Raw genomic sequence first — 14,432 nt, 5'->3', positions numbered from 1 at the left:
AGAAAGACACGGGTCCGTCTGACCGACCGCCGCTTCGCGGCCCTGCTGATGCTGCCCGCCGGGGCATTCCTGACCGTCTTCATCGGCTGGCCGCTCGTGCAGTTCGTCGTCGACGGATTCTACAAGATCGCGCCAATCGCCGGGGGCTCGCGGGAGTTCGTCGGCTTCGGGAACTACGTCCGGCTCTTCCAGGACGCTGACTTCCTCAACGCGTCGTGGCGGACGCTGCTGTACGCGGTGATCGTGGTGACGCTCGAGTTCGTCCTCGGCCTGGCCGTGGCGCTCATCTTCTCGGCACTGGGCAATGCGTCCCGGGTCTTCAGGACGGTGTTCCTCTACCCGCTCATGATCGCCCCGATCGTGGCGGGCCTCCTGTGGCGGTTCCTGCTGATCGACAATTTCGGCATCGTCAACGAACTGCTGACCAGAGTCGGCATCATGCACTCGAGCTCGGACGTCCAATGGCTGTCCAACCCGAACATCGCCCTGTTCTCGGTTGCCATCCCGGACATCTGGCTCACCACCTCCTTCATCACGCTCGTGCTGTTCGCGGGCCTGCAGAACATCCCAGGCGATGTGATCGAGGCGGCCCGCATCGACGGTGCGCGATACCCGACGATCCTGTTCCGGATCCTGCTGCCGCTCCTGCGCCCGGTCATCGCCGTCGCGCTCATCGTGCGCGGGATCGACGCCGCCCGGGCCTTCGACGTCATCCTCATCCAGACCAACGGCGGGCCCCAATCCAGCACCGAGACGCTCTCGCTCCTGATCTACCGGACCATGGTCCGCTTCGGCGACCCCGGCCTGGCAAGCGCGATGGGCACGGTATACCTCGTCGTCATGCTGGCGGTCGCGCTCGTCGCGATCCTCTCGATCTGGCGTCCTGGAAGTGAGGAGAAGCCATGAACGGTCTCGAAGTCCGCAAGCTCAGCTCGAAGACGATCCTCTGGATCCTGCTCGCCGCGGTCGTGCTCCTGTACGGCTTCCCCTTCCTGTACATGCTGCTGACGTCGTTCAAGTCGCCGCTTGAGACCATCGCGGTTCCGCCGAAGGTGCTCCCGAGCCAGTGGACCGTGGCCAACTACGTCGCCGCGCTCTCGAAGGGCGGCGTCGTGGCATCGTTCGTCAACAGCGTCGTCACGGCTTCACTGAGCACGCTGTTCTCCCTCGCGCTGGGGCTGCCCGCTGCGTATGCGGTGGTGCGCTACAAGACCCGGACGGGCCGGTTCTTCATCGTCGCGGCCCTGGTGACCCGTATGGTCCCGCCGATCGTGGTCGGCGTTCCGATGCTCTCCATCTTCCGGAACCTGGGACTGTCCGATACCTCGATCGCTCTCGCTATCGCCCACACGACCATTTCGCTGCCGCTTTCGATTTGGCTGATGTCCAGCTTCTTCGAGGCAGTGCCGTCAGACCTCGAGGAGGCCGCAAAGATCGACGGGTGCTCCCGCCTCGGCGCGCTCTGGCGCGTCGTCATCCCGGTGGCGTCCGGGGGTGTCGCCGTGACCGCGATCTTCGCGTTCCTGGCCTCGTGGAACGAGTTCCTCTTCGCCCTGCTCCTGACGGCGGTGCGGGCGCAGACGACTCCCGTGGTGATCGCCAATTTCCAGACCCAGTTCGGATTGGACTGGGGCTCGATGACGGCACTCGCGGTCGTCTATTCGGTCCCGGTGATCCTGCTGACTCTCCTCCTCCAGCGGCGCATCGTCGCCGGACTCACCCTCGGCGCGGTCAAGGGCTGACGCCCCGCGCCGGTTGAAAGGAATAATCACGCCATGGAGAACCCGGGGAAGGGATCCGTGTGAAGACCGCGGGCATCCGAGATGTGGCCAAGCTTGCGGGCGTCTCCGTGACGACTGTCTCGCATGTGCTCAACGAGACGCCGCACACCCGTGTGGCCGAGGAGACCAGGAACCGCGTCCGCGAGGCCGCGAAGTCCCTGGGCTACGGGCCAAACCGGGTCGCACAGGCTCTGCGGACCCGACGATCGGGACTGATCGGGCTCCTGAGCGAAGAGATCGCGACCACGCCCCACGCGGGCAGGATCATCCTCGGAGCCCAGGAGGCCGCGCGCGCCCACGGCCTCACCTTGGTCATCGTCAGCACCGAGAGGGGCGACGGCGTCACAGCGCACCAAGCGGACGTGCAGGCACTCCTCGACCGGCAGGTCGATGCCATCCTGTACGCCACCATGTACCACCGCAGGATCACCCTCCCCCCGAACCTGGGCGCCGTGCCCGCCGTCCTCATCGACGCCACGGACGCCGCGGGCGCGCTCCCCGCCGTCGTACCCGACGAGGTCGGCGGCGGCGTCGCCGCCGTGCGGCACCTTGTCGACGCCGGCCACCGCCGGATCGCCTTCCTGAACAACAACGACGACGTCCCCGCCACCCATGGGCGCCTGGCCGCCTACCGGCAGGTCCTCGCCGAAAACCGCATTCCGTACGACGAGAACCTCGTGGGCGAGACGGTATCGGAGACCGCGGAAGGCTACGAGCTCGCCAAGGAGATCTTGACCCGCTCCCACCCGACGGCTCTCTTCTGCTACAACGACCGCATGGCGATGGGCGCGTACCGCGCCTGCCGCGAACTCGGGCTGCGGATCCCGCAAGACATCTCCATCGTCGGTTTCGACAACCAGGAGATCATCGCGGCCAACATCTTCCCCGCCCTGACAACGGTCGCCCTGCCGCACTACGAGATGGGTGCCTGGGCGCTCGAGACCGCAGCCGAGATGCTCGCCGAGGGAAGCGACCACGCTGCGGGGCCCTTCGAGCCCGTCCTGCTGCCCTGCCCGCTCGTGCCCCGAGACTCGGTCGCCGCTCCCCGGCAGGCCTGAGAAGCCCGACGACACACAACGATTCACAGAGAGACTCTTCATGCCACAGCATTCCGCGACCGACGAAAGTCCCGTCACCACAGACCCCAGCAACGCGACGGGACAGAAGCTCTCGCGCCCGGCCTTCCACTTCACATCCCCCTCGGGATGGATCAACGATCCTCTCGGGCTGACCTTCCACGGCGGCCAGTACCACCTCTTCTACCAGCACATCCCCGGGTCCGCCGATTGGGCCCCGCAATGCCGATGGGGGCACGCCACCTCCGACGACCTCCTGACGTGGCGAGTCGGGCCGATTGCCCTCGAGCCGGGAGAGGGCGACGGCGGCTGCTGGTCCGGCAGCATCGCGACGGGGCCGGGCGGGACAGGCACCCTGTTCTACACCTCAGTTGACGACGACGCCTTCGAGATCGGCAGGGCCCGCACCGCGTGTCCGGCTCCGGGCAGTGGCGTCAGCTGGGAGCACTGGGTCAAGGGCCCGGTCGTCGCCGAACTGCCCGAAGGGGAGGAGTCGGTGGCGTTTCGGGACCCCCTGGTCTTCCACGACGGGACCTGCTGGCGCATGATCATCGGCTCCGGCCGCCCTGACGGGACCGCACTCGCCTACTCCTGGACCTCGGAGGACCTTGCCGCCTGGCGCTACGAGGGCGTCTTCGCCTCGCGCCACACGAGCGAGACCGACGGCGTCTGGACAGGCTCCGTCTGGGAGTGCCCCCAAGCCGTTCGCGTCGGGGACAAGTGGGCGCTCCTCGTCTCCGTCTGGGAGCCGGTGCGCCCGCACTACGAGGCCTATGCCCTCGGGAACATCGTCGATGGACGCTTCATCGCCGAGACGCCCTGGCGCCGGCTCACCTATGGCCCCTCCTACTACGCCGGGTCGGTCTACCGCGACAAAGCCGACAATCCGGGGATCGTCTACTGGCTCCGCAACGTCTCCGACGCGGACGCGGGCTGGGCTGGCGCGCACAGCCTGCCTCATGAGCTCGCGCTCGTCGGAGACCGCCTCGAGGTCCGCCTCCCGCTGGGCCTGAAGGGACGCCGGGGGTTCGGCCGACCGCTCGCGGCACTCGAGGGGGGCGAAATGCCGGTCGGCGCCGCCTTCGATGTGGAGTGGTCGCATGGAGGCAGCCTCTCGCTCGACGAGGGCATCCGGAACGTGTTCCGGCTTGAGCGAACCCAGGGGCCCGCGGGAGGCAGCCTCACGGCGACCTCCGACGCCGGGCAGTGGTCCGTTCCGTGCAGCGACCCGGTGAGAGTGGTCGTCGACGGTCCCATCGTCGAAATCATTGGCTCCTTCGGCGCCCTCGCCTTCCCGGCACCCCGGGTGGGCTGCGCCACGCTCGCGTCCCGCGATGCCAATGGCACGGTCTATCCGCTCGGCTGAGCTCCGTCACACTGCAAGGGGAAGAACCATGTCAAGCAGCAACTACTACGACGTGACGACGTGGCCCGTCGGCAACCCGGCCAAGGACGTCGGGGAGGTGATCAACAGCATCATCGCCGACGTCAAGGACCGGCAGACCGCCGCCGACGCGGACGACGGCGGAAAGCCCGGCGCGGTGATCTACATCCCGCCCGGCGACTACCGCCTTCGCACCCAGGTGGTCATCGACGTCAGCTTCCTCAGGATCGAAGGCTCGGGGCACGGTTTCACGTCCTCGAGCATCCGATTCAATGTCCCAGAAGACGAATGGCCCGACCTGCACGAGCTATGGCCCGGAGGCAGCCGTATCCTCGTCGACCTTCCCCCCGACGGAGACGCAGAGGAATCCGAGCGAGCCGCCTTCTACATCAACCGGAGCGGGAGCCCCCGGATCAGCTCGGTCGAGTTCTCCAACTTCTGCATCGACGGCCTGCACTTCGACCCGGACGGCACGGGGATGCACCCCGAGAACACCTACGTCAACGGCAGGACCGGCATCTATGTCGCGAGCGCCAACGACTCCTTCCGCGTCACCGGCATGGGGTTCGTCTACCTCGAGAACGCCCTGACCATCTACAACGCGGACGCACTCTCCATCCACGACAACTTCATCGCCGAATGCGGAAGCTGCATCGAGCTGCGCGGGTGGGGGCAGGCATCAAAGATCACCGACAACCTCATCGGAGCAGGGCCCAAGGGCCACTCGATCTACGCCCAGAACCACGGCGGGCTCCTCATCACCGCGAACAACGTCTTCCCCCGCGGCGCGAGCAGCGTCCGCCTCGAAGGCGTCACGCGTTCGAGCGTCACCAATAACCGCCTGCATTCCTTCTACCCCGGGATGGTGGTCCTGGCAGCGAACAGCTCCGAGAACCTCGTGGCCACCAACCACTTCCTGCGCGACCATGAGCCCTGGACGCCCTTCTTCGGAGTCGACAACGGACTCGACGACCTCAACGGCCTCCTCCGCATGAGCGGCAGCAACAACTCCGTCGTCGGCAACCACTTCTCCCAGATCATCGACTCGCAACGCATCCGGCCGCAGGGCGCCACGCCGGTCATCATCCGGCTGGTCGAGGGTACCGGCAACTTCGTCTCCAACAACCACGTGGTGGCGATGGACGTTCGCTCCACGTCGAACGACTCCTGTTACTCAGGTCAAGTGGACGCCCTGTTGACGACCGAGGCTGCGGACCGTCTCGCGGTGACGACGGTGATGATCGATTCCGAATCAGCTCGGAACACAATTCTTGACTCCGGGAGCGAGGCGCAGGTCATCGCAGATAGGACAGCTAATGCGTTGAGGGCCACGCCGACAATCGGTTTCTAGCCGTGCCGGAGCCTCGGCCCCCGACGCCGGGGCAGAACCGGCCCCTGACCTGCGAAAACAAGAAATCCCGCACCTCGTGGTGCGGGATTTCCGATGTGGCTCCGACCGGCGTCGATCCGGTGACCTTTCGATTTTCAGTCGAACGCTCTACCAACTGAGCTACAGAGCCCCGGTGAGTCAATCACCGTTGGCAACCTGACCGGGGCCATGTCGCCGAAGCGACCCTGACGGGACTTGAACCCGCGACCTCCGCCGTGACAGGGCGGCGCGCTAACCAACTGCGCTACAGGGCCTTGCAATGTCCGAGGCTTCCCTCGCTCACAAGATCTAAATCCTAGCAGACCCGCAGGTCGTGCTCCAAAACCAGATCCTGTACCCCCAACGGGATTCGAACCCGTGCCGCCGCCGTGAAAGGGCGGTGTCCTAGGCCGCTAGACGATGGGGGCCTGAGAACCTCACGGGACTCCCCTTGCGGAGCATCCCAGTCGAAGTCGACGCAGAAAACTATACGGGGTGCGTGCGGCGGGCCACAAATCGCGTGGCTACAGTGGCGCCATGGCCCATGACTGGATGAATGAGGACGAGTTCGAGGAAGCGGTGGACGCTGCGCTCGATCGGATCCCTCGCCGGCTGGCGCGCCACATGGACAACGTCGTCGTCTTCATCGAGGACCGCCATCTCCCCGGCCCCCACGAGGATCCCCGCACCGTGCTGCTCGGGCTCTACGAGGGCATTCCCCTGACTGAGCGGGATCAGTGGTACGCCGGTTCACTCCCAGATCGGATCACCATCTTCCGAGAGCCAATCCTCGAAATGTGCTCGAGCCGGGAGGAGGTGGTGCAGGAGGTCCTGGTGACTGTGGTCCACGAGGTCGCCCACCATTTCGGGATCAGCGACGAGAGACTTCACGAGCTCGGCTGGGGCTAGCAGTGAGGCGGTGAGACACGCCGATACCTTCCAAGATCCCCCTTAATGACACTGCTGTTGTTTAAGGTACGTCTGTGACTAGTGTTGCAATTGTGACGCTAGGTCCGTAGCCTCATGCGGGGAAACGCTGAGGCTACGAGGTGTGCATGGAGAAGCGTGTGAAGTCGGTCGCGACGGGTTGGGCAGCTGCGTTCGCGGCAGCCGGGCTCGTGCTCAGCTTGGCCGCGGCCCCCGCCACAGCGGACGACTCTGGAATCCCCACCCCTGAGGAAATCAACGCCGCGAAGGCGAACGCCGACGCAACAGCGTCCGAGGTCACCCGAGTTGAAGGCTTGATCTCGAGCGCTCAGGATGCTCTAGGGCGCAGCACGGTCGACGCCATGCGCGCGAACGACGCGTACAGCATGGCCCTCGTGACTCTCGGTAACCGCCGCTCTGAGGCTGAGAAGTCCCGTGCGGCCGCCGACGCTGCGGCTGCAGCGGACCGCGCGGCCCGTGAGCAGGTCGGCAATCTCGCTGGGGAGCTCTATCGAAGCGGCGGTCTGAACCCGAGCGTTCAGGCCTTCGTCGCCGACGACGCTGGCGCCGTCCTGGACCGTGCCGCCGCCCTCCAATCGATCAACGCGCGCCGGGCCGAGGCGTTCAGTTCGGCCCAACAGGCGGCGGAGGCCTCGAAGCAGCTCCACGAGCAGGCCGATGAGGCAGCACGCGCCGCCGACGCGGCGGCACGGGCCGCCGAGCAGGCCAAGGCCGCGGCCGACGCCGCCAATGCCTCCTATCGCCAGGAGGTCACGCAGACGACGGCGCAGCGTGCGACTCTCGTGGGCCAGCTCGCCAGCCTGCGCAACACCACGGTCGAACTCGAGCAGGCGCGCGTGGCCGGGCTCGAGCAGCAGCGCCAGCAGCAGCAGTTCGCGGCGATGCTCGCGGCTTCCACCCAGAACGCGGCCTCGACCCAGAACGCGCAGGCCGCCCGGGCCGGTGCCGCGCCTGCAGGAGGCTCCCAGACAGCGGCGTCCGCCTCAGGGACGACGACGGCGGCCCAGGGCGCTGCTTCCGGCGGCGGCAGTGCGGGGGTCCCGCTGGCGACGACGGACCAGCCGCCCGCTGCGCCGGCACCAGCTCCGGCTCCCGCCCCGGCACCACCCCCTGCTCCAGCACCGGCGCCAGCACCAGCCCCGGCACCCGCGCCAGCACCAGCCCCGGCTCCCGCGCCACCAGCGCCTGCCCCGGCTCCAGCACCAGCCCCGCAGCCCACGGGTTCCGGGATCCAGGCAGCCATCAACGTGGCCATGTCCAAGGTCGGCCCGCCCAACTACTACCTTTGGGGCGGCACGGGGCCCACCGGCTTCGACTGCTCGGGGCTCGTCTGGTACTCGTTCAACGCCGCGGGCATCTGGGTCCCCAGGACAGCGACCGACCAGTACAACTCGGCGCCCGTCCACGTCCCGCTCTCGCAAGCCCGCCCCGGCGACCTCGTCGTGTTCGGGAGCGCCGGGAACTTCTACCATGTGGGCATCTATCTGGGCAGCGGGAAGATCGTCAACGCGCTCAACCCGAGCGACGGCATCACCGTGACGCCGCTCGCGTGGATGTCGGACGTCTGGCCGACCGTCGCCCGCTATTCCTAGGTGGTGAGCATCGGGCCGAACGCCGGCCGATCGGCCAGCCGCGGATCCTCGTGGTCGGGAACGACCATGACGGGCCCCTTCGTGTGATGGAGGACGCCGTCCGTCGTCGACCCTAGGAGCATCCCCGCGAAGCCGCCGTGGCCGCGGGTGCCGAGCACCAGGAGGTCCACGGTGCGGCTCACGCCGACCAGGACGTCCACCGGGGCGCCGTCGATGAGGCTCGTCTGCACCTCGAGATCAGGGAAGTGGCTCTGGAGCCACGCGGTGCCCGCCTTGAGCTGCGCCTGGATGTCGCGGAACAGCTGTTCGCGGTCCACCGGTGCGGGGACCCACGCGAGGCTTCCGCTGAACTGCGGCACGGCGCAGACCACCCGGAGCGGCACGCCGAGCAGCATGGCCTCCTCCGCGGCCACCAGCACCGCGACACGCGCCTGCTCAGAACCGTCGACGCCGACGGCGACGAGCGGCTCCACCACGACGGGCTCCTTGGGCGCCCGCTCACGTTCGACCCGCTCGCCGAGGCGCTCGGCGAATCGCAGCGGCACGGTCACGGTGGGGCACTTGGCGTGCGCGGGCAGGGCGCTGCTCACCGATCCCAGCAGGCGGCCGACGAATCCGCCGCGGCCGCGCGTGCCGAAGACGAGCAGCTCGGCGGCCTCGGAGAACTGCAGCAGCACGCCGGCGGCGTCGCCGCTCTCCACGGACGAGGTCAGTTCGAGGTCCTCGTAGCCCTCGACCGATTCCACGGCCTCCCTGAGGACCGCCGCGGCCCCTTCCTGGATCACGGTGTCGTCAATGGTGGAGTAGCCGCCATCGAGCCCCGATGCGGCGAAGATGGGAACGCTGTACGCCGTGACCACGTGGAGTGGCCGACGGCGGCGCTGCGCCTCCCGTGCGGCCCAGATGAGGGCGCACCTTCCGTGTTCCGACCCGTCCACGCCGACGACGATCCCGGTGGGCAGCTCGGCGTCTCCCCCGAGGGTGTGGCCCGTTTCGCTGTCGCGCTGGTCTGCCATCGCAATCCTCCTCGACTGCGGGAGCCGAACCGGCCCCCTTACCGACAATGGTGGTCGGTTTACTGGCTTGGTCAAGCTCCCACGACGGCGGATGGCAACGGCCTACCGATGCGTCGGGAATCCGGGTAGTGTTCCGATGGTGCCTGCCGTGGGGGAAGGAAGGACCCAAGCAGTTCCCAAAGATCCGCCGACCGGAGGAGAGCCGACTAAGTGTCCACGCTGCCGCCGAACACCTCAGAGTCCACGAGCGCCGTCGTCATCGGCACAGGCCTCTCGGGGCTTGCGGTAGCCGGAGAGCTCAGCCGCCACGGGGTGGCGACAGTGACGGTCGACGGCCTCGAATCTGCGGCGCCCTCGACCGCAACGACGACGCTCCGGGTCACGGACCTCTCGTCCGACGAGTCCGTCGAGTACCTGAAGGTCATGCGGCATCTGAGGGCGCATGTCGCAAGCCAAGCCCTCGACGTCCGCACGACGGTCCGCGCCCAGCATCTGGCGCTCGTCGAGCAGCTCAAACCTGGGGCGCCCCTCCGCTGGGCGGTTCGCACCGAGGCCGGGGTGATCTTCGCCGACGCCGTGGTCCTCACGCGGTGCGCCCACAATCAGCTCCGCCGCTTCCTCGCCGACCTCGGGTTCTCGCTCGGCGAAAAGCTCATGGAGGAGCTCGCCGGAATCGGCCTCTATCTCATCGGGGTGGCGGAACTGTCCTCGCCGTCGACGAGGGAGCTCCTCTGGCAGGCGAAGTCAGTGGCGAGACTTGTCGCGGACTCGGTGTCGTCGTCGTACCAGCCCGCCTGAAAGCGCGCTCAGTCCTCGCGCCTGCTGAGGCGGAACCACGCGATGAGCAGCGCGATCCCCAGCACGCCGAACACCACGAACGCCCACGGGAACGGTTCGCCCGGAGCCGCGGGAGCCGGCGGCGCGCTGGCGACGGTGCCCGGGACGGCGCTCTGCATGGCTGGGGGCGTGGGGACAGGACTGCTGGGACCTGACGTATTCACGAAGAATTCAGAGTACTCGATCACATTTACCCGCTATCCGGGGGAGAGTCCGTTTCCCCCGCTCTAATATGGGCACCACACCCTCAACTACTTCCAAGGGAACCTCTGTGTCGACACAAACAGCAACGTCGACTAACGCCGTCGACCGCTATTTCAAGATCACCGAGCGTGGCTCGAGCGTAGCCCGCGAGATCCGCGGCGGTCTCGCCACGTTCTTCGCCATGAGCTACATCGTGGTCCTCAACCCGCTCATCCTCTCGGGGGCGGATTCCGCAGGCAATACCTTGGGCATCCCCCGGGTCGCCGCGGCGACAGCGCTGGTGGCAGGCATTCTCACGGTCATCATGGGCCTCTGGGCCAAGCACCCCTTCGCGCTCGCAACCGGCCTCGGCGTCAACGCGTTCGTCGCGGTGACCGTCGCGACCCACCCCGGCGTCACATGGCCGGACATGATGGGGCTCGTGATGATCGCCGGCATCGTCATGTTCCTGCTCGTGCTGACGGGCTTCCGGACTGCGGTGTTCAAGGCCGTCCCCGAGGGCTTGAAGACGGCGATCGTCGTGGGCATCGGCGTCTTCATCACCCTCATCGGCCTTGTCGATGCGGGCTTTGTTCGCCGCATCCCGGACGCCGCCGGCACCACCGTGCCGCTGGGCCTCGGCTTCGACGGGCGCCTCATCGGGTGGCCGACGCTCGTGTTCGTGGTGGGCCTCGTCCTGACCATCGCGCTCATGGTCCGCCGCGTCCGCGGCGCCATCCTCATCGGCATCATCGGCGCGACCATCCTCGCGAACCTCATCGAGCTGGTCTTCCACGTCGGCCCCAGCGTGGGAGCCGACAGCAAGCCGAATCCCGGCGGCTGGTCGCTCGTGGTGCCCGGCCTCGGAGACCTGCGTCCAGTGGACCTCAGCATCATCGGCCAGGCCAACCCGATCGGCGCGTTCGCACATCTCGGCGCCCTCGCGGCGATCCTCATGGCGTTCGTGATCCTGCTCAGCATCTTCTTCGACGCGATGGGCACCATGGTCGGCCTCGCCCGCGAGGCCGGAACGATCGATCCCCAGGGCAACATCCCGAACGTGGACCGCGTCCTCCTCGTCGACGCGTTCGGCGCGATCGCAGGCGGCGGATCGTCGATCTCCTCGAATCAGATCTTCGTCGAGTCCGGCGCGGGCATCGGCGAGGGCGCCCGCACGGGGCTCGCGTCGGTGGTCACGGGCATCATGCTCCTGCTGGCGATGTTCCTCACGCCGCTCATCAACCTCGTCCCGTTCGAGGCGGTCGCACCGGCCCTCGTGGTGGTCGGCTTCCTCATGTTCCAGCAGGTCACCAAGATCGACTGGACCGACGTGGGCATCTCCATCCCGGCGTTCCTCACGATCGCCCTGATGCCGTTCACGTACTCGATCGCGAACGGCCTCGGCGCGGGCTTCATCAGCTACGTGCTCGTGCGGACTTTCCAGGGTCGCGCGCGGGAGATCCACCCGCTCATGTGGGCGGTCGCCGCTGCGTTCCTCATCTTCTTCGCGCTCGGACCGATCGAGCAGGCACTGGGCGTGTGAGCCCGTGGGCCGTGAGGCCCCTGAGGGCGACGACGGCGAACACCACCGCGAGCGGGAGGGCGACGACGGCGCCACTCAGCCAGGCGCCCGTCCCCTGCCCTCCTTGGACAGCCGCGTTCGCGGCCTGCAGTCCCGTGGCCGCCGCCCCGAGCAGGAATGCGGCGGCCGCGAGTGCGGGTACCAGACCGGCCGGCAGGGGCGCCTCGCGCGGCAGCAGCCGCCACACCAGCAGGAGCAGCAGGCCGACGACGCCGGCCAGGACACGGTATTCGACCACCTCGCCCCAGTGGTGCTCGGCGGCGGCCTGGGAGCAGTCGAGTCCGGGGTACGGAGCCTGGAGCACAGCGCAGCGCGCCGCCGTATAGGCGACGCCGGGAAGATCGCCTGACACGAACCCCGCGCCCCAGAGGCGCCCGAACAGCTCCGACACCACCCCGCTGAGGCCGACGGCCAGCGCCCCGATGGCCGCGAGGCCGACGACGGGACGCACGAAGGCGCGCAGCGGGATCCTTCCGAGGGCGCTCAGGGGCGGACGAAGGGCAGCAGTCACGGTGCCGACCGGGCCGAAGCGATGCACGGCCTCCCGCTCCGCGTCCTCGGGGCCGAGGCCCTGACCCCTGAGGCGGGCGGCCGATTCGCGGAGGTGGGCCTCCGTCTCGGCCAGCAGGCGGCGCACGGCCCTCGGCTCGACGTCGCCTGCGCTCGCAAGCAGTTCGTCCAGATAGGCCTCAATGGGGCCGTCCGGGATCATGACGCCGCTCCGAGGACGCCCCGCACCGCCGTCGCGAAGCCCTGCCATTCCTCCGCCTTGCGGGCGAGCTCGGCCTGACCAGCCTCGGTGAGGGAGTAGACGCGGCGGCGTGCGCCGTCGTCGTCCGCCCACCGGCTCGCGACGCTCCCGGAAGCCTCCAGCTTGTGGAGCGCCGGGTAGACCGACCCCTCCTGAAGCTCCTAGCGCGAGCCGCTGCGCTCGTGGATACGCGCGATGAGCGCGTAGCCGTGCGCCTCGCCCGCCCCGAGGGAGGCCAGGAGCAGGAGGTCGAGTTGTCCGTTCACCGCACTTCGTCCCATGCCTAGACAATCTAGGTATGGGGTCGCGTGATCGCAAGAGCTCGGCGAGCCCTCTTTCGGCTTGGCTCTGACGAGCCCTGATCGAACTCGGAGAGGAGGCGCGCGCTCGCGGACCCCATGTGGTGGCCCATGACGCGCCGCACGCGGTCGGGGTCGTGGGCCTCGAGCGCCTCGAAGACCTCCTCGTGCTCACGCGCGGCAACCGCTGCGTGCTCCTGGTCCCTCAGCCCCCGATCCACCCAGATCCGCAGGTGGGTCGGGGTCGTCCCGCGTTGGGCGCGGCTCCCTGAGTGGGCCGAGTTCGCGGTCGACAGGGCCAGCGAGGGCGGTCCCGCCCAGGGGCGAGGTCCAGTGGAGGTCCCCGGCGCTGCCGTCGGGGTTGGGCTGGAGGCGCTCGGCCCGCCAGAGGCCCAGGCTCTTGAGCGCGTGGTGCTTGCGGCACAGGATCTGAAGGTTCGCCGCGTCAGTGGCCCCGCCGTGCTGCCACTCCACGACGTGGTCGGTCTCGCCCCGCCTGCCTGGGCAGGTGCAGGAGGGAAACTGGCACATCCCGTCGCGGTACTCGATGTAGCGACGAAGCCCCTTCGGCGGCCGGTACGCTGCCCGGCCGAGGGACAGTGGCACTCCCTCGGCCGAGTCCAGCAGCCGCTGCCACGTCGGGGCCGCGACCGCCAGCTCCCGGGCCGTGGCGGCGTCGATCGGCCCGTAGCCCTCCAGCTCCCCCGGCTCCTCCCCGACGCCCAGCAGCGTCCCGACGGGGATGTGCACCACGATCTCGGCCGCCGGCACCGGAACGTCCCCGTCCTCGGCCTGGGCCAGCACGGCCGCGGCGAGGGCGTCGGCTCGCAGCTGCGGAAGAGTCCTGGCCTCTTGGGGATCCGCATCCCGGCGAGCCCGGGCCAGGGCATCAACCCGGGGGTGCACCGCGAGCCCGACCTGCGCCGGAAGGAAGGCCGTCAGCGTGCACATCCCGTCCGGCTCGGGCTTCACCCACACGCCCCTATCCTTCTCGGCCTTGACGCGCCGTGCACGGATGGACTCGGGGTGCAGTCGCTCCCGCAGCGCTCGCACCGCCCTGCGGAACTCTGCCGGGGTCCGGCGTCGACCTGTCCTCGTCTCAAGCCGCCGCAGGCATTCGATGCCGAACTCCCCCGCTGCGGCCTCGGGCAGAGTCGCGGTCTCGTCGGTGATCACGCATGCGTGCGCCTCGGTGAGCATCCCGGCCTCGAGCCGGTCCAGCACCGCCAGCTGCACCCCGCACAGCGACTCGGCCGCAGCCAGAAGCCTGGCCGCGGCGAACTCGCCGATTCCCTCCGCGACGGCGACCTCGGAGACGGCGAGCGCCCGGCCCATGTCCCCGCTGAAACGCTCGGGTCCCGCACAAGCCGCGCGGCGGCCGTCTTCAACCCTGCGGGCTTCTTCCTCGCAGGCCTGCCTCACCCGTTCGACGGCGAGGGCTTCCACCGCGGCCAGGAACGAACGCATCGCCACCACATCCGCCAGCACCTGCCGGGCCTGCTACCCGGTCAGCGTGGACGGGTCCGGGTGCCACAGCGCCCCCTCCAGCAGGGACCCCGGGGCCGGCTCGAGCAGCACGGCACCTGAGCCCTCAGGCCCCTCCGAAAACGCAAG

At 68.6% G+C, this 14,432-nt stretch carries 14 protein-coding genes, 3 tRNA genes and 1 pseudogene; 9 read left to right on the top strand and 9 right to left on the bottom strand.

The window, feature by feature from the left end:
* Positions 1–48 precede the first annotated feature (48 nt).
* The 5 genes from E5679_RS15955 to E5679_RS15935 are packed head-to-tail and all read left to right on the top strand — an operon-like array spanning position 49 to position 5,592.
* Positions 49–906 (top strand): carbohydrate ABC transporter permease, encoded by an 858-nt coding sequence (locus tag E5679_RS15955; protein WP_138417659.1) that lies wholly within the window; start codon positions 49–51, stop codon positions 904–906.
* Complete coding sequence (locus E5679_RS15950) at positions 903–1,742, top strand: carbohydrate ABC transporter permease (protein ID WP_138417656.1); 840 nt, start codon at positions 903–905, stop codon at positions 1,740–1,742. Before E5679_RS15955 ends, E5679_RS15950 begins: the two co-directional genes overlap by 4 nt.
* A 53-nt stretch (positions 1,743–1,795) precedes the next feature.
* The gene (locus E5679_RS15945) at positions 1,796–2,839 is read left to right on the top strand and encodes a LacI family DNA-binding transcriptional regulator (RefSeq protein WP_420821081.1); all 1,044 of its coding nucleotides are present in this window, start codon (positions 1,796–1,798) and stop codon (positions 2,837–2,839) included.
* Between the two features lie 40 nt (positions 2,840–2,879).
* Positions 2,880–4,223 (top strand): glycoside hydrolase family 32 protein, encoded by a 1,344-nt coding sequence (locus E5679_RS15940; RefSeq protein WP_138417652.1) that lies wholly within the window; start codon positions 2,880–2,882, stop codon positions 4,221–4,223.
* A 28-nt stretch (positions 4,224–4,251) separates the two neighbouring features.
* Complete coding sequence (locus E5679_RS15935) at positions 4,252–5,592, top strand: NosD domain-containing protein (RefSeq protein WP_138417650.1); 1,341 nt, start codon at positions 4,252–4,254, stop codon at positions 5,590–5,592.
* Between the two features lie 96 nt (positions 5,593–5,688).
* Here the strand turns inward: E5679_RS15935 and E5679_RS15930 are convergent.
* From E5679_RS15930 to E5679_RS15920, 3 genes are all read right to left on the bottom strand, one after another.
* Positions 5,689–5,761, bottom strand: a tRNA-Phe gene (locus tag E5679_RS15930).
* Positions 5,762–5,811: 50 nt separating this feature from the next.
* A tRNA-Asp gene (locus E5679_RS15925) sits at positions 5,812–5,885 on the bottom strand.
* An 80-nt stretch (positions 5,886–5,965) separates the two neighbouring features.
* A tRNA-Glu gene (locus tag E5679_RS15920) sits at positions 5,966–6,038 on the bottom strand.
* Between the two features lie 109 nt (positions 6,039–6,147).
* Here E5679_RS15920 and E5679_RS15915 point away from each other — a divergent pair.
* Together E5679_RS15915 and E5679_RS15910 are read left to right on the top strand one after the other, a co-directional pair.
* Complete coding sequence (locus tag E5679_RS15915; RefSeq protein WP_249336175.1) at positions 6,148–6,519, top strand: metallopeptidase family protein; 372 nt, start codon at positions 6,148–6,150, stop codon at positions 6,517–6,519.
* 146 nt (positions 6,520–6,665) lie between these two features.
* Complete coding sequence (locus E5679_RS15910; protein ID WP_138417647.1) at positions 6,666–8,150, top strand: C40 family peptidase; 1,485 nt, start codon at positions 6,666–6,668, stop codon at positions 8,148–8,150.
* On the opposite strand, the gene E5679_RS15905 is transcribed toward E5679_RS15910, so the two are convergent.
* Positions 8,147–9,166 (bottom strand): universal stress protein, encoded by a 1,020-nt coding sequence (locus E5679_RS15905; protein ID WP_138417645.1) that lies wholly within the window; start codon positions 9,164–9,166, stop codon positions 8,147–8,149. The genes E5679_RS15910 and E5679_RS15905 overlap by 4 nt on opposite strands.
* 210 nt (positions 9,167–9,376) lie before the next feature.
* On the opposite strand from E5679_RS15905, the gene E5679_RS15900 reads away from it, so the two are divergent.
* Positions 9,377–9,964 (top strand): FAD-binding oxidoreductase/lyase, encoded by a 588-nt coding sequence (locus E5679_RS15900; RefSeq protein WP_138417643.1) that lies wholly within the window; start codon positions 9,377–9,379, stop codon positions 9,962–9,964.
* 8 nt (positions 9,965–9,972) lie between these two features.
* On the opposite strand, the gene E5679_RS20920 is transcribed toward E5679_RS15900, so the two are convergent.
* On the bottom strand, positions 9,973–10,191 hold the full coding sequence (locus tag E5679_RS20920; protein WP_171042415.1) for a hypothetical protein: 219 nt from the start codon (positions 10,189–10,191) through the stop codon (positions 9,973–9,975).
* 44 nt (positions 10,192–10,235) lie between these two features.
* On the opposite strand from E5679_RS20920, the gene E5679_RS15895 reads away from it, so the two are divergent.
* Entirely contained in the window at positions 10,236–11,729 is a 1,494-nt protein-coding gene (locus tag E5679_RS15895; RefSeq protein WP_138417641.1) for an NCS2 family permease, read from the top strand.
* Here the strand turns inward: E5679_RS15895 and E5679_RS15890 are convergent.
* The 4 genes and pseudogenes from E5679_RS15890 to E5679_RS15875 all read right to left on the bottom strand — a co-directional run bounded on the left by E5679_RS15890 (position 11,683) and on the right by E5679_RS15875 (position 14,285).
* Positions 11,683–12,528, bottom strand: coding sequence for a permease prefix domain 1-containing protein (locus tag E5679_RS15890; RefSeq protein WP_138417639.1), 846 nt, complete (start codon positions 12,526–12,528; stop codon positions 11,683–11,685). The genes E5679_RS15895 and E5679_RS15890 overlap by 47 nt on opposite strands.
* Positions 12,477–12,668 (bottom strand): annotated as a pseudogene (locus E5679_RS21620) (PadR family transcriptional regulator); the annotation flags it as partial. The pseudogene E5679_RS21620 and the gene E5679_RS15890, both read right to left, overlap by 52 nt.
* Before the next feature lie 143 nt (positions 12,669–12,811).
* Positions 12,812–13,039 carry an FCD domain-containing protein gene (locus E5679_RS21615; protein WP_171042414.1) on the bottom strand — a complete coding sequence of 76 codons (228 nt, stop codon included), beginning with the start codon at positions 13,037–13,039 and terminating at the stop codon, positions 12,812–12,814.
* On the bottom strand, positions 12,990–14,285 hold the full coding sequence (locus E5679_RS15875) for an HNH endonuclease signature motif containing protein (RefSeq protein ID WP_138417637.1): 1,296 nt from the start codon (positions 14,283–14,285) through the stop codon (positions 12,990–12,992). The genes E5679_RS21615 and E5679_RS15875 overlap by 50 nt, the downstream gene beginning before the upstream one ends.
* Positions 14,286–14,432: the final 147 nt, after the last annotated feature.

The organism is Sinomonas gamaensis, from assembly GCF_005876955.1.
Taxonomy (GTDB): domain Bacteria; phylum Actinomycetota; class Actinomycetes; order Actinomycetales; family Micrococcaceae; genus Sinomonas; species Sinomonas gamaensis.
Note: the sequence above shows the minus strand (reverse complement) of the source record. Positions and strands in the feature narration are given on the sequence as shown.

What these genes read in the sequence shown, in the direction of transcription:
- E5679_RS15875 (WP_138417637.1), bottom strand. Translation starts at nt 14,285, where the DNA reads ATGCGTTCGTTCCTGGCCGCGGTGGAAGCCCTCGCCGTCGAACGGGTG.
- E5679_RS15940 (WP_138417652.1), top strand. Translation starts at nt 2,880, where the DNA reads ATGCCACAGCATTCCGCGACCGACGAAAGTCCCGTCACCACAGACCCC.
- E5679_RS15915 (WP_249336175.1), top strand. Translation starts at nt 6,148, where the DNA reads ATGGCCCATGACTGGATGAATGAGGACGAGTTCGAGGAAGCGGTGGAC.
- E5679_RS15895 (WP_138417641.1), top strand. Translation starts at nt 10,236, where the DNA reads ATGGGCACCACACCCTCAACTACTTCCAAGGGAACCTCTGTGTCGACA.
- E5679_RS15950 (WP_138417656.1), top strand. Translation starts at nt 903, where the DNA reads ATGAACGGTCTCGAAGTCCGCAAGCTCAGCTCGAAGACGATCCTCTGG.
- E5679_RS15935 (WP_138417650.1), top strand. Translation starts at nt 4,252, where the DNA reads ATGTCAAGCAGCAACTACTACGACGTGACGACGTGGCCCGTCGGCAAC.
- E5679_RS15955 (WP_138417659.1), top strand. Translation starts at nt 49, where the DNA reads ATGCTGCCCGCCGGGGCATTCCTGACCGTCTTCATCGGCTGGCCGCTC.
- E5679_RS15910 (WP_138417647.1), top strand. Translation starts at nt 6,666, where the DNA reads ATGGAGAAGCGTGTGAAGTCGGTCGCGACGGGTTGGGCAGCTGCGTTC.
- E5679_RS15890 (WP_138417639.1), bottom strand. Translation starts at nt 12,528, where the DNA reads ATGGCAGGGCTTCGCGACGGCGGTGCGGGGCGTCCTCGGAGCGGCGTC.
- E5679_RS15905 (WP_138417645.1), bottom strand. Translation starts at nt 9,166, where the DNA reads ATGGCAGACCAGCGCGACAGCGAAACGGGCCACACCCTCGGGGGAGAC.